Origin of the sequence: Nitrosomonas eutropha, assembly GCF_900116685.1 — a bacterium.
Taxonomy (GTDB): domain Bacteria; phylum Pseudomonadota; class Gammaproteobacteria; order Burkholderiales; family Nitrosomonadaceae; genus Nitrosomonas; species Nitrosomonas eutropha_A.
In genome coordinates this window covers 154,532-173,139 of record NZ_FPBL01000004.1, presented here as the reverse complement: position 1 = coordinate 173,139, position 18,608 = coordinate 154,532, and the positions used below count along the sequence as shown (strand labels likewise).

Below are 18,608 nucleotides of genomic sequence, written 5' to 3'. Positions count from 1 at the left end.
ATACAGCACCGATAAGATCAGCCAAACCCTGGCAGATGGCAGATTTACAGAAATACTCATTTCTTGAACAGATTGATAATTACACTCAGAACGATGCTGACAATCAGCATGGAAGTAATGGGTATGAATACTTTACTGTGCCGGGTTTCAATATGGATATCTCCTGGCAGCTTTCCGAACCAATTAAATAACCAAGGTGCCAGATGTAACACTGCTCCGATAACAAGCAAGACGATCCCGGTGACCATGAGCCATCGTACAATCGGTTCCATATAAAAATCACCTACCAATAAGCTGCAATAACATTAATTCATAACTGATCAAGCAAGCATAACCCGATAAAAATATATAAAGAAGGTGACGGCAGAGAATTCCGGCACAAAGCCGTACTTCATGATGTATGGTCAACATAATCACCGCCAGGGAGGTAAGCGCCAGTTTAGCGAAAACAAATTTCTGCACGCCTTCCTCAATCAGGATCGCCATAAAATGGTTAAGTTCTGTACCACCTCCAGACAATATATTCATCGTCAAGAAGGCATCTGTTGCACTGAATAACACGATAGCAAGAACACAGACCGCAAGACGCCATCCATATTGATCAACATAAGCCGCACCATGATCGGAGCGCCGCTGCGCAACCCGCCTGCCCGGTTTTATTCCCAACTGATAGGGACACACAAACGAAATCTCAGCCCGCCTTTCCCACAACCGCTGATCTGTTATTAATTGATCCGTCGTCATTATCTGTCCTTATACCTATAACCCAATCAACTTCCGGAAATTTACCCGATACCTTACCTCATTTACACGAAAACAAAGTGTAAAGGTGCCAACCCAGTCACGCAATATTACTAAAATCTGTTATCTGTAATCCGACAGCGGACAAAAGTCGGGTTGTACCATTTATATTTTGCTTTCGTAGTGCTCTACTAAAAACACGTGTGGCGAAAACCTACCAGATTAAGATATACTATTCGGCCTTGAAAGGACTGGTTCGGCAATGTTTTTATCATTAGTTTGAGAGATTTGCCGACTTCTCTTCGTATTTTTATAGTAAAAATAGGCATTTTATAAAATGAAACGTACCTACCAACCATCCGTTATCAGTAGAAAACGCACTCATGGATTTCGTGCTCGCATGAAGACACGTGGTGGCAGAGCTGTTATTCGTGCACGTCGGGCAAAGGGGCGAGTCAGGCTTAGTGTGTAATATGGGCAAATCTGGGTTTATTGCCCGAGCTGTTTTTTGACAACCAAGCATGTTTACTCATTACCCAAACAGTGCAAACTGCGAAAAGCTGATGAGTTTCGCGCTGCACTGAGAAATCGGATTGTGTTCGAAAGCCTTTCTTTGCGATTGCATATAAGGCTGAAGCCGATCAACGGTAGTTATGCGCGCATCGGCTTAATCGTAGCCAAAAAGATCGAACGGAAAGCTGTCAGAAGAAATCGCATCAAGCGATTGATCAGAGAGGCATTTCGCAAGCATCAACAAGTGGTTCAGGGTATGGATTGCGTCATGCAGCTACGACGTTCTGTGGAAACGTCAGATTCTGCGCGTATCTATCAGGAAGCCGTAACGCTGTTACATAAAGCAGCCAGGCAATTATGAAGCAACTGATCATTGGCCTTATTAAACTCTACCAATACAGTATCGGTCTCCTGATTCCACCTTCCTGCAGGTTTTACCCAACCTGCTCGAATTATATGCGGGAAGCATTGATGAAATACGGCTTAATAAAAGGATTATGGCTGGGCACAAGGCGGATATTGCGCTGCCATCCCTGGAACCCGGGTGGTCATGATCCTATCCCATAAAATAGCCAACGCGCCTATAACAACCAACTTATCTATTATATTCTTAAAGCGTTTTTACTAAAAAATTTTTCCGCATCCCCGAGCTTCAAAAAATGGACAATAAAAAAATCGTACTGCTTATCATTTTTTCGACATCACTGCTGTTTTTATGGGATGCATGGGTAAAAGAACAGGAAAAGTTCAATGCCCCTCCCCCCGTTGTAGCCCAGGCCAATTCTACGGCCGGAGTCACACAGTCAAAAAATAACGATGGCCTTCCTGTTCCAGGTAGTGAACTCACCGCATCACAAACAGGATCAGATCTGGAGGGGATACCTTCAAACGGAGATACAACCGATTCGGTTACCCCGCGCCTACTGCCTTCAGGCGAACAAATACGTGTTGTCACCGACAAGGTAATTGCAGAAATCGACACGATGGGAGGCGATTTACGGCGACTAGAACTACTGCAACAACCTTCTTCTGAAGACGAGAACATACCTTATTCTCTATTGCATAGCGAAGCTTCGCGTACCTATGTCGCACAATCCGGTCTGGTAGGCGAGGGTTTGCCTAACCATAAAACGGTTTATCAGGTGGAATCAGGCATACGCAACTACGAACTAACTGCCGGCGAGGATAAAGTTGTCATCCGCCTGCTGGCGCCCGAAACTCAGGGAGTTCAGGTTATCAAGACCTATACTTTTCACCGTGACAGCTACGTAATTGACATCGGCTTCGAGATAGCAAATAAGAGCGATGCCACAATCCGCCCATTTGCTTATTTCCAGATGTTGCGTGATGACATTCCGCCACCAGCACACACCATGATGATTCGCAGTTTCCTGGGTGCTGCTGTTTACACTGACGAAGAAAAATATCAAAAAATTCCGTTTGATGACCTGGACAAAGGCAAGACAGATTATCCGGCCAATGCGAATAATGGCTGGATCGCCATGCTGGAACACTATTTCCTGACTGCCTGGCTGCCACCACAACAAACACCACGCGAATATTTTGCCAAGCGACAAAGCGACAATCTCTATACAGCCGGAGTGATTGTTCCGGCTGGAGTTATCACCGCAGGCGAAACTGCCACAACCACCATGCCACTTTATGCAGGCCCGGAAGAACAGGACAGGCTTGCCGAACTAGCTCCGGGATTGGAGCTCACCGTTGATTACGGTTGGCTGACCATGATCGCCAAACCATTGTTCCGTTTACTTTCTTTTTACCACTCATGGACAGAAAACTGGGGAATGGCAATCATCCTTCTGACCATAACCGTCAAGCTGCTGTTCTTTCCGCTATCTGCGGCCGGCTACCGATCTATGGCAAGACTGCGCCTAGTAACGCCCAAATTGAAGCGCATTCAGGATCAATACAAGGGTGATCGACAACGCATGCACCAGGCGATGATGGATTTTTACAAAACGGAAAAAATCAACCCGATGGGAGGGTGTTTTCCCATACTGGTACAAATCCCGGTTTTTATTGCACTATACTGGACAATACTTGCAGCAGTAGAATTGCGTTACGCTCCTTTTGCACTATGGATCACTGATTTGTCTTCTCCGGATCCCAAATACCTGCTGCCAGTTCTGCTGGGTATTTCTATGTTTATACAGACCAGGCTTAATCCGACGCCAACCGATCCAATCCAGGCAAAAATAATGCAAATTATGCCTGTTGCCTTCAGTGCCATTTTCTTCTTCTTCCCGGCCGGTCTTGTTCTTTATTCCCTGGTTAACAATATTCTGTCGATTGCACAGCAATGGAAGATTACAAAAATGTACGGGACTGCCCCTAGTAAAGATGCCCCTGAACTACCCATCAGCAACCAGGTGACTAGCGATTCGGAAAATACAGAAGCATCTGCCAGCAGCCCGGCTGATAGCCCTAAAAAACCCGTCAACAATCCGAGAAGAATGTACAAAAGAACGAGAAAGAAATAAACATTTATAACTTTAACTGCTCTGCATCCCTTTTGATAAAGAAGGTATGCAACACCTTGTCATTCTCCAGGTGAAGAACAATGGCACCATCGCAGCAATCGCCACACCACCTGGCCGTGGCGGCATTGGAATAGTCCGGATTTCAGGGACAGATCTAAAACAGCTTGCCCAGACAATCCTGGGCAAGCTTCCTGATCCGCGTCATGCCGGTTTATTCAACTTTCTTGATCAAAACAATCAAGTCATTGATCAGGGAATCGCGCTGTATTTCCCTTCTCCCAACTCCTATACTGGAGAAGATGTACTGGAGCTGCACGGACATGGCGGCCCCGCTGTGATGAACCTGCTGTTGGCTCACTGCCTTCAACTGGGTGCTCGCCTGGCGGAACCGGGTGAATTTACACTACGCGCGTTTCTCAACGAAAAGCTTGACCTTGCACAAGCTGAAGGAGTAGCCGACCTGATAGAAGCCAGCACTGCCAATGCCGTACGTTGTGCTGTGCGCTCACTACATGGGGAATTCTCATCGACGATTCATCAGCTTGTAAGCGCGCTGATTGATTTGCGTGTGCTAGTCGAAGCAACGCTTGATTTCCCGGAAGAAGAGATTGATTTTCTCCAGTCCGCTCATGCCGCAGAACAGCTGGCCTCAATCCAGATAAAACTGGAACAAGTATTGACCGCATCCCGTCGGGGAAATTTATTACAGGAAGGAATCAAAATCGTACTGGCAGGCCAACCCAATGTGGGTAAATCCAGTTTACTGAACCGACTTGCTGGAGATGAGATAGCTATCGTCACCGAAATACCCGGTACAACAAGGGATACCATTCGGCAATCGATCGAAATTGAAGGAATACCACTGCATTTAATTGACACCGCAGGATTGAGAGAAACCAACGACATCGTTGAGCAACAGGGAATTGCCCGTACCTACGCTGCAATTGAACAGGCCGATCTGGTATTACTATTGGTTGACAGCCGTTATGGCGTGACCAAGGAAGATCGCTCTGTACTGGCTCATTTGTCGGAAAAACTGCCTGTATTGATTGTACACAACAAAATTGATTTATCCGGACAGCTCTCTCGTATAGAAGAAGATACTTCAGGAACAGTTATCTATCTTTCAGTAAAAAGTGGTGAAGGCATAGCGCTGCTACAGACAGCACTACTTAAAACTGTCGGCTGGCAGACCAACATTGCTGGAGAAGGTGCTTACATGGCTCGCCAGCGGCATTTGCAAGCATTGCTGCACACAAAAAAATTGCTGGAAAGAGCAAAAGCCTGGTTGCATACTACAAATCAGCTGGAAATACTTGCTGAAGAACTTCGCCTTGCGCAACAAGCCCTGTCATCTATTACTGGCGAATTCACAAGTGATGATCTACTGGGTGAAATTTTTTCCAGTTTTTGTATTGGAAAATGATAAGTGTTAAGTGTTTCCAGCTGTCACGCTCCAAATAAATAACTGCTTTCCAAGCGAAGTGCGATCAACTGGATAAAAAACTGCAATACATGCATCCACAAAAATTTAATAAATTGTGATTCATCAATAGCAGACGAGTATGGATTCAGGATATTACTTAATAGAGATAGAAATCTGGTGAATAATAAAACACAATTGCTTCCAATACCTTGATTTTATTTGGCAAGCTATTTATTAAAGAGTAAAATTGTGGCTGGTTAAGTATATGGATTAATTATCAAGCAGGAGAAAGTAAATGGCTGTAACAACCGATCAAAAAAGCCAGGTTATACTGGATTATCAGAGAGTAGCAGGAGACACCGGTTCGCCAGAAGTACAGGTGGCTATACTGACAACACGAATCAATAGCCTGATTGATCATTTCAAGGAACATGTCAAAGATCACCACTCCCGTCGCGGCCTGCTGCGTATGGTTAGTCGGCGACGCAAACTATTGGATTATCTGAAATCTAAAAATAGTGACAATTACCGGATCCTGATCGAACGCCTGGGTTTAAGAAAATAAAAAATCATGTGGTAGTTAATCGTACTGCACTCCACAAATTATCGCAGATGATTGCAAAGCTGCAGATGAATCTGGTCAGTCGTCTGCACTCTAAACCGGATAACCATGATCGATTTGCACTTAAATACAATTTTGCAGTCAATCTTGGGCATGATCTGATCAAAGAAGGATTATTAATTGAAACCGATAAAAAAAAGCATAACTTACGGAAGCCATACGCTCACCATTGAAACTGGAGAAATTGCGAAACAGGCACATGGCGCTGTCATGGTTTCCATGGATGACACAGTTGTGCTGGTTACAGTAGTAGGAGATAAAAAAACCAAACCTGGACAGGATTTTTTCCCGCTCACAGTTGACTATCAGGAAAAATTTTATTCCGCCGGGCGCATTCCAGGAAGCTTCTTTAAACGTGAAGGTCGCCCTTCTGAAAAGGAAATACTAACATCCCGGCTGATTGATCGGCCGATACGTCCGCTCTTCCCCGATGGTTTTTACAATGAAGTACAAGTCATCGCAATGGTATTGTCATCAGACGCTGAAATCGATGCTGATATTCCTGCAACGATCGGTGCATCTGCAGCACTGATACTCTCCGGCATCCCCTTTGATGGGCCTATCGGTGCAGCACGCGTAGGTTATATTGACAACGAATACGTCCTTAACCCGACCACTACCCAGCTCAATAAATCGCAGCTCAATCTCGTAGTGGCAGGCACCCAGAAAGCTGTGCTGATGGTTGAGTCAGAAGCTAATGAACTCTCCGAAGATGTCATGCTTGGGGCAGTAACCTATGGCCATGATCAAATGCAGCAGGTGATCAACATGATCAATGAACTGGCTGATGAGACTGGTGTAACCGCATGGGATTGGGAGCCAGCAGAAAAAGATCTTTCACTGATTGAAAAAATTACTCAACTGGCTGAAGCAGATTTGCGCGATGCATTCCGGCTGAAACAAAAATCGATCAGAACAGAAGCAATTAGTGAAATCTGGCAACGTGTATTTACCGAATTGAAAGCAGGTACCGAGGAAGGTCCCAGTGAGCAAGCGATCAAGGAAATCGGTTTTGCGCTTGAAGCCAAAATTGTGCGTAACAGCATCCTTGATGGGGAATCCCGCATTGATGGCCGCGGAACACGTACAGTTCGACCAATTACCATTCGTCATGGCGTATTACCGCGTACTCATGGTTCAGCACTGTTTACACGGGGTGAGACGCAGGCTCTGGTAGTAACCACATTGGGAACTGCCCGGGACGAGCAGAAAATTGATGCACTCCAAGGGGATTATTCCGAACGTTTCATGCTGCATTACAACATGCCTCCTTTTGCCACGGGTGAAACCGGAAGAGTGGGATCACCCAAGCGGCGTGAAATTGGCCACGGACGATTGGCCAAGCGTGCTCTGCTCGCTGTCCTCCCTCCAGTGGAAGAATTCGGTTATGCGATGCGGGTAGTCTCTGAAGTTACAGAATCAAATGGTTCAAGTTCGATGGCTTCTGTCTGCGGAGGTTGTCTTGCACTGATGGATGCAGGAGCTCCCCTGAAAGCTCATGTCGCTGGCATCGCCATGGGGCTAATCAAGGAAGGTAATCGCTTTGCCGTACTGACTGATATCCTTGGTGACGAAGATCACCTGGGTGATATGGATTTTAAGGTCGCAGGGACTGAAGAAGGTATCACTGCATTACAAATGGATATAAAGATCCAGGGAATCACGAAAGAAATTATGCAGGTAGCCTTACTTCAAGCAAAAGAAGGGCGACTCCATATTCTGGATATCATGAAACAATCTCTCCCAATAGCGAGAGATAGCGTATCGGTTCACGCACCACGTATTATTAAATTCAAAATTAATCCTGAAAAAATACGTGATGTGATCGGTAAAGGTGGAGCAGTTATTCGCGCGCTGACCGAGGAAACCGGAACCACTATCGATATCTCTGATGATGGCTCTGTGACAATTGCCAGTATCAGCAATGAAGGTGGTGAACAGGCAAAAAGGCGTATCGAAAATATTACTGCTGATGTTGAGGTTGGCAAGATTTATGAGGGAACAGTACTCAAATTGCTTGATTTCGGTGCCATTGTCAGCATTCTTCCTGGAAAAGACGGTTTGCTCCATATCTCGCAAATTGCCAATGAACGAGTCGAAAGCGTTGCTGACCACCTCAAGGAAGGCCAGATTATTCGTGTCAAGGTGCTGGAGGCAGATGAGAAAGGTCGGCTGCGGCTTAGCATGAAGGCAGCCAGCACAGAAGCAACAGCCACTCCTGAAAGCGGTGAAAAGTAAGTTGGTGTTATCCGTTTAATAAATCATAATTTATCTCTACTTCGGAATGTTCTCCGGAAATCATGCTTGTTTCAATCGAGAAATAGCATCTCCGGAGAAATCTTCCTCATTTTTCAAATTCATTAATCTGACTGGCTTGTACCAGTACCAGTGTGGGAGAAGGCTTGCAACAGATTTCGCTGCATGCACCCGAATAAAAGGCACATCAGGTTTTTTTCTGTCCATATCACAGGAATAAGGTATGAATATTTGCCTTGTCATCAATTTTATCGACCACATAAGTGGTATCTGTGTAAGAACCTGTTCAAGGTCTCGATCAAGGGATACAGTGCAAGGCAAAATTGAACGAAAAAGCAGCATACTTGAAGTATGTGAGCATTTTGAGTTCAATTTCAACGCCGCAATGCGCCCTTCAGTGAGATATTGAACAGGTTCCAAGCAAGTATCAACCACCTCTTCAACAGACTTGTTTATTCACAACCCAGTTGAATTTTAGCCAAACGTAGAAAATCAGGGCATAATAAATTTTTATACATTCAAGGTTTAAAAAGGTAATGGCATGTCGCCACACTTAAATTTCCATCTCCATATAATTGGAATCGTTACATCTATACTGCCTCGATTAACCGCAATATCTTATTTCAAAAATAGAAGGCTTATTTCAGCCAGGTCGGATCGTCGTCAAACACCCGTTCTGCTGTTATGTTCGAGCCTGTTAATAACATCTTGCGCCATGGGCCCTGACTATTCACGCCCTCAGATCGATACCACAGAAAAATTTCGTCTGTCTCAAACAGAGGGGCGATCCATTGCCAATCTTCCCTGGTGGGAGCTGCTCCGGGATGAGAAGCTACAATTGCTGATTGATCAGGCCTTGACTGAAAACAAAGATCTCAAACAAGCGGCAGCCAGTGTTGAAGAACTTCAGGCTCGCTTGGGTATTACACAGATGGACTTCATTCCGAACATCAGCATCGAAGGTAATGCGCCGATAGAGACCTTGGGAGGATTCAGTCGCAAAGGATTTCCGACGCCCTATAACTATTTTGGTCAATCCATTCTGAACTGGGAATTGGATATCTGGGGCAGAATCCGCCGCTCTAACGAGGCCGCCCGGGCGGATCTGCTGGCACGCGAAGAAAATCGCCGGGCTGTTGTTCTGACGTTAGTAAGCTCGGTGGCACAATCCTATTTCGATCTTTTACAGTTTGATACGCAACTGAAAATTGCCCACCGCGCATTAACTTCGTGGGAGGAGTCTGTCGTCATCTCCAGTGCGCAACTGGAAGGTGGGCTGGCTACCCGGCTTGATCTGGATCAGTTTGAAGCAGAGCGTGCTGCAGCCGCTGCCCAAGTGGCAGAACTGGAAAGACAGATTGCACAAAAGGAAAATGAGCTTAGCGTACTGGCAGGCAGAACTCCCGCGCCAGTAGTACGAGGATACTCACTGAGTGGGCAATCCACCCCTCCCGATATACCACCTGGCCTGCCTTCCGAATTACTGCAACGGCGCCCTGATATTTTGCAGGCAGAACAAACGCTGAAAGCAGCTATTGCCAGAATTGGAGTCGCCAAGGCCACACGCTTCCCCAGAATAACGCTAACAGGATTTTTTGGATTTTCCAGCCCGGCACTGGCGAGTCTGCTGGATTCTGACAGTAAATTTGGCGTTGCTGGATTCGGGCTTGCGGGACCGCTGCTGAATGCACAAACACTCGGATACGAACAACGTGCTGCAGAAGCACAGGCAAAACAGGCACTGGCACAGTACGAACAAACCATCCTGGTAGCGTTCAAGGAAGTTGAAGATGCACTGGCAGCCATTCGAACAGCAAATGATCAGTACAAAGCCAAGCAGAAACAGGTTGAAGCATTAAGTTCGGCTTTACAGATAGCAAATCTGCGCTATCAGGGAGGAATTACAAGTTACGTTGACGTGTTACTTACAAAGCGCAAATTATTTGATGCCGAATCCGCACTTGTGATCGCTCGCCATTTGCATCTGGTTTCTGTCGTCCAGCTTTACAAGGCGCTGGGCGGAGGCTGGCTAGCCGACGATGCCGATGTACCACTGCCAATATCAACCGGGCTACTGCACAAACAACTGAAATAAACTGTAAACAGCACTTTCATGACTTTTATCCCAACTTAAGAATATCTTTTGATTATTTCTTCAGAGCTACCGAGAATAACATTATGTATCAAACGCTTCGTCAAACAACCACGCAAGCCAATGCAGTTATAACAACAAGTTTCTTGTTACTCCTTGCTTTTCTAGCTGGTTGCTCAAAATCATCCACTGATTCCCCCCCCCCTGCTCCGCAGGTTGAAGTCATAACTGTCACCACTCGCACAATTGCAGATGAACCTGAGTTCATTGGACAAACCGAATCTTTCCGGCCGGTTGAAATTCGTTCACAGGTAAGTGGCATTATCAAAAAGATCTTCTATATCGAAGGCCGAAATATCAGAAAAGGTGACAAGCTGTACTTGATTGATCCAACACCCTTCAGAGCCGCCTATCTGGGCAGCAAAGCAATGGTCACTCAGGCACGTGCCCGGCTGGAGCAAGCCAACAAGGATCTCGCTCGGGTACAGCCGCTGTTGAAACAAAAAGCAGTCAGCAAAAAAGATGTTGACGATGCCATCGCCGAAGTACGTAGTGCAAAAGCAACTCTGGATGCGACACAGAATGATGTAATCAAGGCCAAATTTGACCTGGATAACACGCTCATCACCGCTCCGGTAGAAGGCCGGATCAACCGTAGTCAATTTTATGAAGGGCGCCTGATCGAAGCTCAAACCAATCTGCTGACCACCATTGATCAGCTGGACCCCATGTATGTCAACGTAAATGTTCCGGAAAGCTATTTGCTGCGCCTCCGTCGCGAACTCTCCGAGCACAAACTTGAAAGACCTGAAAGTATTTTCCAGTTGCGCGGTGTAATGACTTTCTCCGATGGTAGTGTCTACACGGAAGAAGGCTTACTGGATTTTCAAGATATCGTCATACGGCCTGAAACTGGTATGTTGCTGGGACGATTCGCATTTCCCAACCCCGCTGGTAAGAATGCTCCTGGAGAAGCTCACTTTTACCCAGGCCAGTTTGTTAAGGTTCGTATTAAAGGTTACAGCAGAGCAGAAGCAGTTCTGATTCCTCAGCGTGCCGTGCAGCAGCGACCAAGCGGCTCATTCGTTTATGTCATCAATGAAGGAAAGGTTGAACTCCGCCCGGTACTGGCCAGCGCATGGCGTGGCAGTGAATGGCTGATTGAAAGCGGCCTGCGTACGGGAGAACAGGTGGTTGTGGAAGGGATCCACAGAATCCACCCGGGAATCCAAGTAAACCCTGTTCCCTACCAGAAAGAAGAAAGTCAGACTTCCTCAAGCAACCATCAAGAATAAACCGCGTAAGGCGTGCCATGAATTCCCGTTTTTTTATTGAACGACCGATTTTTGCATCGGTACTGTCCATCATCATCGTTATCGTCGGTCTGGTTTCCTTAAGAGATCTCCCGATCGCCCAGTTTCCTGAGATTACGCCGCCTGTCGTGCAAATTGATGCGGATTATCCGGGTGCCAGTGCAGATGTAGTGGCGGAAGCCGTTGCGCGCCCGATAGAAGTGCAGCTTCCCGGTATCGATAATCTTCTGTATTACGAATCCACCAGCACAAATGACGGCCACATGACAATGAGGCTCACGTTTGAAATCGGAACGGATGTTGATATCGCGCAAGTACAAACCCAAAACCGGCAAAAACTGGCCGAACCGCAACTGCCCGATGAAGTTATCCGGCAAGGTATAACGGTCAAAAAGACCTCACCTGATCTATTGCTGGTTGTTGCACTGAGCTCTACTGACCCCGCTCACGACACCATATTCCTGTCAAATTATGCTCTGCTCAGGGTACTCGATAATATAAAACGACTTCCCGGTGTTGGAGATGCTTCAATCTTCGGTGGCCAGAATTACTCCATGCGGCTGATTCTCGATCCCGTCCGGATGGCGCAACTTAATTTCACACCGAATGATATCGTCGCTGCCGTTCGTGAACAGAATCGTGATTTTCCTGCAGGACGGATCGGTCGCGAACCCGTAATCAATGAAACTGAGCTCACTATTCCCGTTATGACCAAAGGACGGATGAGCGAGGTAAAAGAATTTGAAGATATGATCATCCGGGCTTACCCGGATGGTTCCATGGTACGACTGAAAGATGTCGCACAAGTGGAGCTGGGGGCACAATCCTACGATCTGCAAGCACGACAGAACGGACGACCAAATACTTTCCTGCTGACTTATCTTTCACCTGGCGCCAACGCGCTTGAAACAGCACAGCGTATCCGGAATGAAATGGACAGGCTTGCTGAAGACTTTCCTGCTGGCGCATCCTATGATGTTCCTTACGATACCACTACATTCATTGAAGTTTCTATCCATGAAGTGGTAAAAACACTGGCAGAAGCCTTGCTGCTGGTTGTGCTGGTTGTCTTTGTCTTTTTACAAAGCTGGCGTGCCACGCTGATACCGGCTATCGCTGCGCCTATTTCCCTTATTGGTACATTTATGGGAATGGAGGCACTGGGATTCTCGGTTAACACGCTCACCCTGTTTGGCATGGTGCTTTCCATCGGTATCGTGGTGGATGATGCGATTGTTGTGGTAGAAAACGTCGAACGCCACATAGCCGACGGCCTCACGCCCAAGAATGCTGCAATAAAAGCCATGCAGGAATTATTTGGGGCACTGATTGCTATTGTTCTGGTACTTGCTTCGGTATTCTTGCCCGTCGCATTTCTGGGTGGCATTACCGGTGAACTGTACAAACAATTTGCTGTAACTATTGCATTGTCAGTCATGATTTCTGGATTCGTCGCACTGACACTGAGCCCTGCCTTATGCGCCCTGGTACTCAAACCCGGCCATGATTCTCCTAATAGATTCTGGAAAATTTTCAACCGAACGTTTGATTGGGCGCAGACTCGTTACGTCAGCATGGCCGGCACAATCATAAAAAAGTCGGTACTATCAATCTTCGTTTTTTTAATAGCAATATTTTTTGCTGTCAGTTTATTCAAAACAGTGCCGGGAGGCTTCCTTCCAGAAGAAGATCAGGGCTATTTTATTACGATAGTACAGCTGCCAGATGGCGCTTCCATTTCCCGTACCAAGAAGGTTCTGGAAAAAATAGAGAATTATTTTCTGTCAAATCCAGCTGTTCATTCAACTGATGCAATGGCTGGTATGAACTTTGTCTTCAGCAGCCGTGGTCCGAATCACGCTACGATGTTCGTGCCGTTGCATCACTGGGACACTCGAAAAAATTCCGATGAGCAAGTTCAAAGCCTGATTGCCAACGCCTTTGGTGAATTTGCAAAAATTCCTGAAGCATTAGTGCTTGCCTTTAACGCACCTTCAATCCGTGGACTAGGTGCTACCGGCGGCTTCTCAATCCAATTGCAGGATCCAAGTGGAGGAGATTTTTCAGAGTTTGCCGAAACAACACAGGTATTCGTAAACAAAGCCATGGAACACCCGGCTATAGGAATGGCCGGCACCAATTTTCGTGTCAGCGCTCCCAGGCTATATGCCCATGTAGATCGCGAGCGCGCCAAAGCTTTAGGCGTACCCATATCTGATGTCTTCGATACGATGCAAGCATATTTTGGCAACTTGTATGTGAATGACTTTATCAAGTTTGGCCGCGTCTACCGGGTACAAACCGAAGCACCGCCTGAGTATCGATCCAGCCCGAACGATATCAGCAATATTTACGTCCGCGCTCAATCGGGAACAACTAGCACAATGATTCCACTTGATTCTATAGTGACCGCCGAGTTCAACAGTGGTCCGGATCCAGTTACCCATTTCAACGGATTCAACTCCGCACTCGTGCTAGGCAGTGCAGCGCCAGGCTATAGTTCCGGACAGGCTCTGGATGCACTGCAAGAAGTGGCCAATGAAGTACTGGTGCCCAAGGGCTATACCATCGACTGGAGCGGAATTACTTATCAGGAAAAGAAGGCAGCCAGTGGACAAAAAATATGGATACTTTCCTTTGCCCTGCTTATGGTATTTCTGGTGTTGGCAGCCCTGTATGAAAGCTGGTCTATTCCGTTTGCTGTGATTCTGGCAGTGCCTTTCGGTATATTAGGAGCATTGCTAGCCATCTGGACGCGCGGACTGACTGATGATATTTATTTTCAGGTCGGGTTAATTACCCTGATCGGATTATCTGCCAAAAACGCCATCCTTATTGTAGAGTTCGCCAATGATCTGTATGCCAATGGTGCATCACTGACCGAAGCCGCTCTGGAAGCAGCCCGGGTTCGCTTCCGCCCGATCATCATGACCTCCATGGCCTTTATCATGGGGGTATCCCCACTTGTGATCTCATCCGGCGCAGGGGCCGCCAGTCGTATCGCTATTGGTACAACTGTACTAGGAGGCATGTTGGCAGCCACTTTCCTCGCTATATTTTTCGTGCCACTCTTTTTCGTATTAATTGGAAAAATCACACATCGAACCAGACGCCCCATTCCTGAAGTTGTACAGGTTGAAACTGGGAATCAGACAACCCTCACTGATAACCAGAAAAATACTAATGATAACTGATAGCTATCCATCCCAAACCTGCGTAAGAATTATCTCGCTGCACGAGGAGCTGAAAACAATACTGATACCCAAAGCCGGGATAAAGAGGAACCTACAATAATGCTGTTGGAATGGATCCACCGGCATGCCCTAACGCTTGATAAAGAATTGAAAGACTTATAATATTTATTTACAGACAAATCCATTACTCACGATTCCCATGGATAATGGATGCAAAACAATGGCTTGATCACAATCGGTGTGTAGCTGGTATCCATCAAAGTGATTTTCAGGCGTCAGGAGGTGAGAGCCCTTCCTTGACAACCTCCAGCCCGGCACCACATTGCCAACATAGTTGAAAATTACTCGGATTTTCCTCACCACACTGCGAGCAGAAAACACTATCAGTTATTTGTGGGGCCTGTTCATAGGCCGCAACAATCGCTCGCCCGCGATCATAGTCAAGATCACGTACTACCCAAACTTCCGGATAAGCATGGGTAAACGGAATTTCTCCTACCCCTCCCTGCGCATACTCATTGAACAACCTGGACGGAATATAAGCATTAGCCAGAAAATCTTGGATAATGTGCGCCTCCAATAAATTATTGGCTGTATAAAGTTTTTTCATGTGACAAATTGTTATCCAACGCCCGAAATCATCGGCGTAAACCCGTGTAACGGGCGGGCATCGGCTGGATTACGTTGTTAGCTGCCGGAGCATAACCGATTGCACCATCCGGTATAAGATCGGCAAAATAGAATCCATCACGTTCTACTACTTCGCCGACGCTTGCACAGAGTGACTCCTGGAACATCGGCCCTGCAAGGACGCACGTGTGAAACTCTCCGTTTTCGCCACATGGATCAACACTCTCCGGCAAATCGTTCAGAAAGGTATGATTGAATATCCGGCCAACGAATGATGGTGAAAGTTGCTTCGGATCAACGCACGTCACCACAGCGACGACCTCGGCATCAATCATACGATGTGCCAGAGAATCAGTGGGTTGATGCCAGATAGGAAACAATGGTTGAAGACCAGAGCCTTCGAGCTGCTTGACGCGGTACGCACGGATATCTGCCAGAAACAGATCACCAAAGGCGATATGCGTTGCACCGCTCTCAACAATACCTTTGATAGCGCGACGCATCTCGCGCTCATACACTTCATTGGAACACGGCCACGGCAGTGGAATGATGTGCAACGGAAGCCCAACCGTATGAGCCTGCGCCTCGGCAAGCGCAAGCCGAGTTGAGTGCATTGCAACCCGCTCGTATGTAGCATTAACGGTTGTCAGGAGGCCGATAACCTCTACATCCGGATCTTGCCGCAGTACATGCAGCGACCAGGCACTGTCCTTACCAGTACTCCAGGAGAGAAAGACTCGCTGCTTCATTGATGAAAGCTCTGTCGTTTCAAGTGGCTAACGCCTAAGATAATTGGCACAATCCAAGTAGTTAGATGATAATCGGTTGGATTGAATCGTTATGTATTCTTGACCTCGATAAACCATTTGGGTTGCATCGCATCGAAATCCTGGCGGATATTAGAAGGTAGATAACTGGCCGAATCCAGCACAAGAGGTTGGTCATTCACGCGCTTGAACACCACCCAGTGCCAGAAGTCTTTATCTTCTTCTTGATAATGCTTGATAGACAACAATGCTAGATCAGGTAATGTATCCCAGGACTCAAACGGAATTTCACTACTAGATGTTTCCACACCCGCGCAAGACAGCATACGCCGGACGTACTGAATATCCGACCACAGCGATTTATCAGAGGCATGGATACCCATCGCATTAGCGATGGCCTTCATCTCCGAATAGGTTTTACCCAAGATATTGGCAACTGATGCAATTCCGCATCCGGTAGTTTCTTCCTGTACTACTGGCTTGAGCACTGAATCACCCTTAATACATAACACCTGAATTAAGAAGCGGGTTCGGCTTGAACGAATCGTTAGACCTGCTGCTGGAAGGCCAAATGGTAGCCATTACAGTCCTTGATGCCAAACTCTCTAGAGCCATATGACATGTCTTGGATTGGCCAAGCCACGTCAACTTTGTTCTGGATAGATGTGAAGTAGCTATCTGCGTCCGGAACCGTGAAGTAGATGGTGCCAGAGAAGCCATCAGGCGCGCCCCAAAGCTCAGTGAAGATGAGCTTGCCACCTTGCTTTTCAACGGTGAGCGTGCCCTCCGCAGTATCGAATGCGTCGAAGCCCAGCACCGATTCATAGAATTTGCGGGTCTCTTTCAGGTCACCAGTGTGCAAGAGAAGTGTTAATGGCATGTAGAATCTCCCAGCAGGTCTAACGCAATGTACAAGACAATTTATCCAATAAAACTTGTGTGTTGTCACATATTTCCAGAATAGTATTGATCATGTAATCGCTATCAATAGAATTAGAAGCTATCAGCTTGCTTATCAATCCATTACAGGTATCTATCTGCAGGAAGTAAAAGTGATACATCTTCAACCTACTCGATACTACGAACAATTCAACAAGTTTAACCCAAGTTCTTATTCTCGGAATCAACCATATTTCTTGCGATTGCGACGACGACGACTATGGGCGCGCCGCGCCTCTTCTTCGGTCAAAGGTGGCGCTTTTTTGCCAGCATAGGGGTTATGGCCTGTCCTGAACTCCACTCGTAACGGAGTGCCTTTTAACTCGAACACATCTCTGAAGGTATTTTCGAGATAGCGGCGATAGGTTTGGGGAACATGATCAAGCATGGAGCCATGCACAATAATCAGCGGAGGGTTTTCCCCTCCCTGGTGCGCATAGCGCAGTTTTGGCCGTGATACTCCGCCGCGCGGTGGCTGTTGCCTGGCAACAGCAGCCAGCATGACACGCGTGAGTTTAGGTGTCGGAATATGCGCCATGGCTGCAGTGTAGGCTGCATCAACCGAAGGCATCAATGCCTTTACTCCATTGCCATACAGGGCAGAAATATAATGCAGATTGGCAAAATTCAGAAAAGCGAGCTTTCGTTCAAACTCTCGTTTGGTGGTATCGCGCTGGTAATCATCCATACCATCCCATTTGTTAATTGCAATAACCAGTGCACGACCAGTTTCCAGTATGAACCCGGCAATATGTGCATCCTGTTCAGAGATACCGCTTTGCGCATCCAGTACCAGGACAACCACGTTGGCAGCTTCAATCGATTGCAGGGTTTTGACTACCGAGAATTTTTCCACGGTTTCCCAAACTTTACCTGATCGGCGCAAGCCTGCCGTATCGATCAAGGTATAGCGGCGCTGGCTATATTCAAAATCAATATAAATACTGTCCCTGGTAGTACCTGGCTGATCAAAAGCAATCATCCGTTCTTCACCCAGAAGCGTATTGATCAGTGTGGATTTGCCGACATTCGGGCGACCGGCAATGGCAATGACGGGGTATTTTTCCTGACCGGGCTCGGCTTCGATATCTTCCGCATACGGATAATCCTCCAGTGCAAAATCAATTAACTCACCGAGATGTTCTCCATGCAAAGCTGAAACAACACAGGGTGTACCCAGTCCCAATTCATGAAATTCAGCTGCTGCTGTCGAATAAGACATCCCTTCGGCTTTATTGACAACGAGTATTATTTTTCGGCCAGTTTTACGCAGCTGATCTGCAATGATTTTGTCTTGCGAGGCCAGGCCTTGACGGCCATCGACGATAAACAGCACAACATCGGCCTCATCCACGGCCTGCAGGGTTTGTCTGGCCATAGCATGCAGGATGCCGGATTTGACTACAGGCTCAAAACCGCCGGTATCCACCACGAGATAGGGTTTCAGGCCCAGCCTGCCGTGGCCATAGTGACGGTCACGCGTCAATCCGGGAATATCTGCCACAATCGCATCACGACTGCGAGTCAGACGGTTGAATAATGTCGATTTTCCGACATTCGGACGCCCAACCAGTACGAGAGTGGGTTTCATGATAAAGGAGATATGAAAAATGC

17 protein-coding genes are annotated in these 18,608 nt (G+C 46.9%); 10 read left to right on the top strand and 7 right to left on the bottom strand.

Features of this window, described 5'->3' with window-relative positions:
- Positions 1-56: 56 nt before the first annotated feature.
- Both BM331_RS06455 and BM331_RS06450 read right to left on the bottom strand, forming a co-directional pair.
- Positions 57-248: a DUF2905 domain-containing protein gene (locus tag BM331_RS06455; protein ID WP_256214843.1), complete on the bottom strand. Its 192-nt coding sequence runs from the start codon at positions 246-248 to the stop codon at positions 57-59.
- A 31-nt stretch (positions 249-279) separates the two neighbouring features.
- Positions 280-744: a DUF5658 family protein gene (locus tag BM331_RS06450; protein ID WP_074928095.1), complete on the bottom strand. Its 465-nt coding sequence runs from the start codon at positions 742-744 to the stop codon at positions 280-282.
- A gap of 334 nt (positions 745-1,078) precedes the next feature.
- On the opposite strand from BM331_RS06450, the gene rpmH reads away from it, so the two are divergent.
- The 10 genes from rpmH to BM331_RS06395 all read left to right on the top strand — a co-directional run bounded on the left by rpmH (position 1,079) and on the right by BM331_RS06395 (position 14,658).
- Entirely contained in the window at positions 1,079-1,213 is a 135-nt protein-coding gene (gene rpmH, locus BM331_RS06445) for a 50S ribosomal protein L34 (protein WP_074928093.1), read from the top strand.
- A 36-nt stretch (positions 1,214-1,249) separates the two neighbouring features.
- Positions 1,250-1,615, top strand: coding sequence for a ribonuclease P protein component (gene rnpA, locus BM331_RS06440; protein WP_074928091.1), 366 nt, complete (start codon positions 1,250-1,252; stop codon positions 1,613-1,615).
- Positions 1,612-1,821: a membrane protein insertion efficiency factor YidD gene (gene yidD / locus BM331_RS06435; RefSeq protein WP_074928089.1), complete on the top strand. Its 210-nt coding sequence runs from the start codon at positions 1,612-1,614 to the stop codon at positions 1,819-1,821. Before rnpA ends, yidD begins: the two co-directional genes overlap by 4 nt.
- A gap of 92 nt (positions 1,822-1,913) precedes the next feature.
- Positions 1,914-3,755, top strand: coding sequence for a membrane protein insertase YidC (gene yidC / locus BM331_RS06430; RefSeq protein WP_074928087.1), 1,842 nt, complete (start codon positions 1,914-1,916; stop codon positions 3,753-3,755).
- Between the two features lie 70 nt (positions 3,756-3,825).
- Complete coding sequence (gene mnmE / locus BM331_RS06425; protein WP_371265343.1) at positions 3,826-5,181, top strand: tRNA uridine-5-carboxymethylaminomethyl(34) synthesis GTPase MnmE; 1,356 nt, start codon at positions 3,826-3,828, stop codon at positions 5,179-5,181.
- Positions 5,182-5,476: 295 nt separating this feature from the next.
- Complete coding sequence (rpsO, locus tag BM331_RS06420; RefSeq protein WP_074455931.1) at positions 5,477-5,746, top strand: 30S ribosomal protein S15; 270 nt, start codon at positions 5,477-5,479, stop codon at positions 5,744-5,746.
- 177 nt (positions 5,747-5,923) lie between these two features.
- Positions 5,924-8,041: a polyribonucleotide nucleotidyltransferase gene (gene pnp, locus BM331_RS06415; RefSeq protein ID WP_074928082.1), complete on the top strand. Its 2,118-nt coding sequence runs from the start codon at positions 5,924-5,926 to the stop codon at positions 8,039-8,041.
- A gap of 631 nt (positions 8,042-8,672) precedes the next feature.
- Positions 8,673-10,154: an efflux transporter outer membrane subunit gene (locus tag BM331_RS06405; protein WP_256214842.1), complete on the top strand. Its 1,482-nt coding sequence runs from the start codon at positions 8,673-8,675 to the stop codon at positions 10,152-10,154.
- Positions 10,155-10,237: 83 nt separating this feature from the next.
- Positions 10,238-11,446, top strand: a complete 1,209-nt coding sequence (locus BM331_RS06400) for an efflux RND transporter periplasmic adaptor subunit (RefSeq protein ID WP_074928079.1) — start codon at positions 10,238-10,240, stop codon at positions 11,444-11,446.
- A 17-nt stretch (positions 11,447-11,463) separates the two neighbouring features.
- Complete coding sequence (locus BM331_RS06395) at positions 11,464-14,658, top strand: multidrug efflux RND transporter permease subunit (RefSeq protein ID WP_074928077.1); 3,195 nt, start codon at positions 11,464-11,466, stop codon at positions 14,656-14,658.
- A gap of 268 nt (positions 14,659-14,926) precedes the next feature.
- Here BM331_RS06395 and BM331_RS06390 read toward each other — a convergent pair whose 3' ends face one another.
- From BM331_RS06390 to der, 5 genes are all read right to left on the bottom strand, one after another.
- Entirely contained in the window at positions 14,927-15,268 is a 342-nt protein-coding gene (locus tag BM331_RS06390) for a putative signal transducing protein (protein WP_011635180.1), read from the bottom strand.
- 28 nt (positions 15,269-15,296) lie between these two features.
- Positions 15,297-16,037 carry a Dph6-related ATP pyrophosphatase gene (locus BM331_RS06385; RefSeq protein ID WP_074928075.1) on the bottom strand — a complete coding sequence of 247 codons (741 nt, stop codon included), beginning with the start codon at positions 16,035-16,037 and terminating at the stop codon, positions 15,297-15,299.
- A gap of 89 nt (positions 16,038-16,126) precedes the next feature.
- Entirely contained in the window at positions 16,127-16,543 is a 417-nt protein-coding gene (locus BM331_RS06380) for a hypothetical protein (RefSeq protein ID WP_074928073.1), read from the bottom strand.
- Positions 16,544-16,602: 59 nt separating this feature from the next.
- Entirely contained in the window at positions 16,603-16,935 is a 333-nt protein-coding gene (locus tag BM331_RS06375) for a VOC family protein (RefSeq protein WP_074928071.1), read from the bottom strand.
- Positions 16,936-17,178: 243 nt separating this feature from the next.
- Positions 17,179-18,585, bottom strand: coding sequence for a ribosome biogenesis GTPase Der (der, locus tag BM331_RS06370; RefSeq protein WP_074928069.1), 1,407 nt, complete (start codon positions 18,583-18,585; stop codon positions 17,179-17,181).
- Positions 18,586-18,608 lie beyond the last annotated feature (23 nt).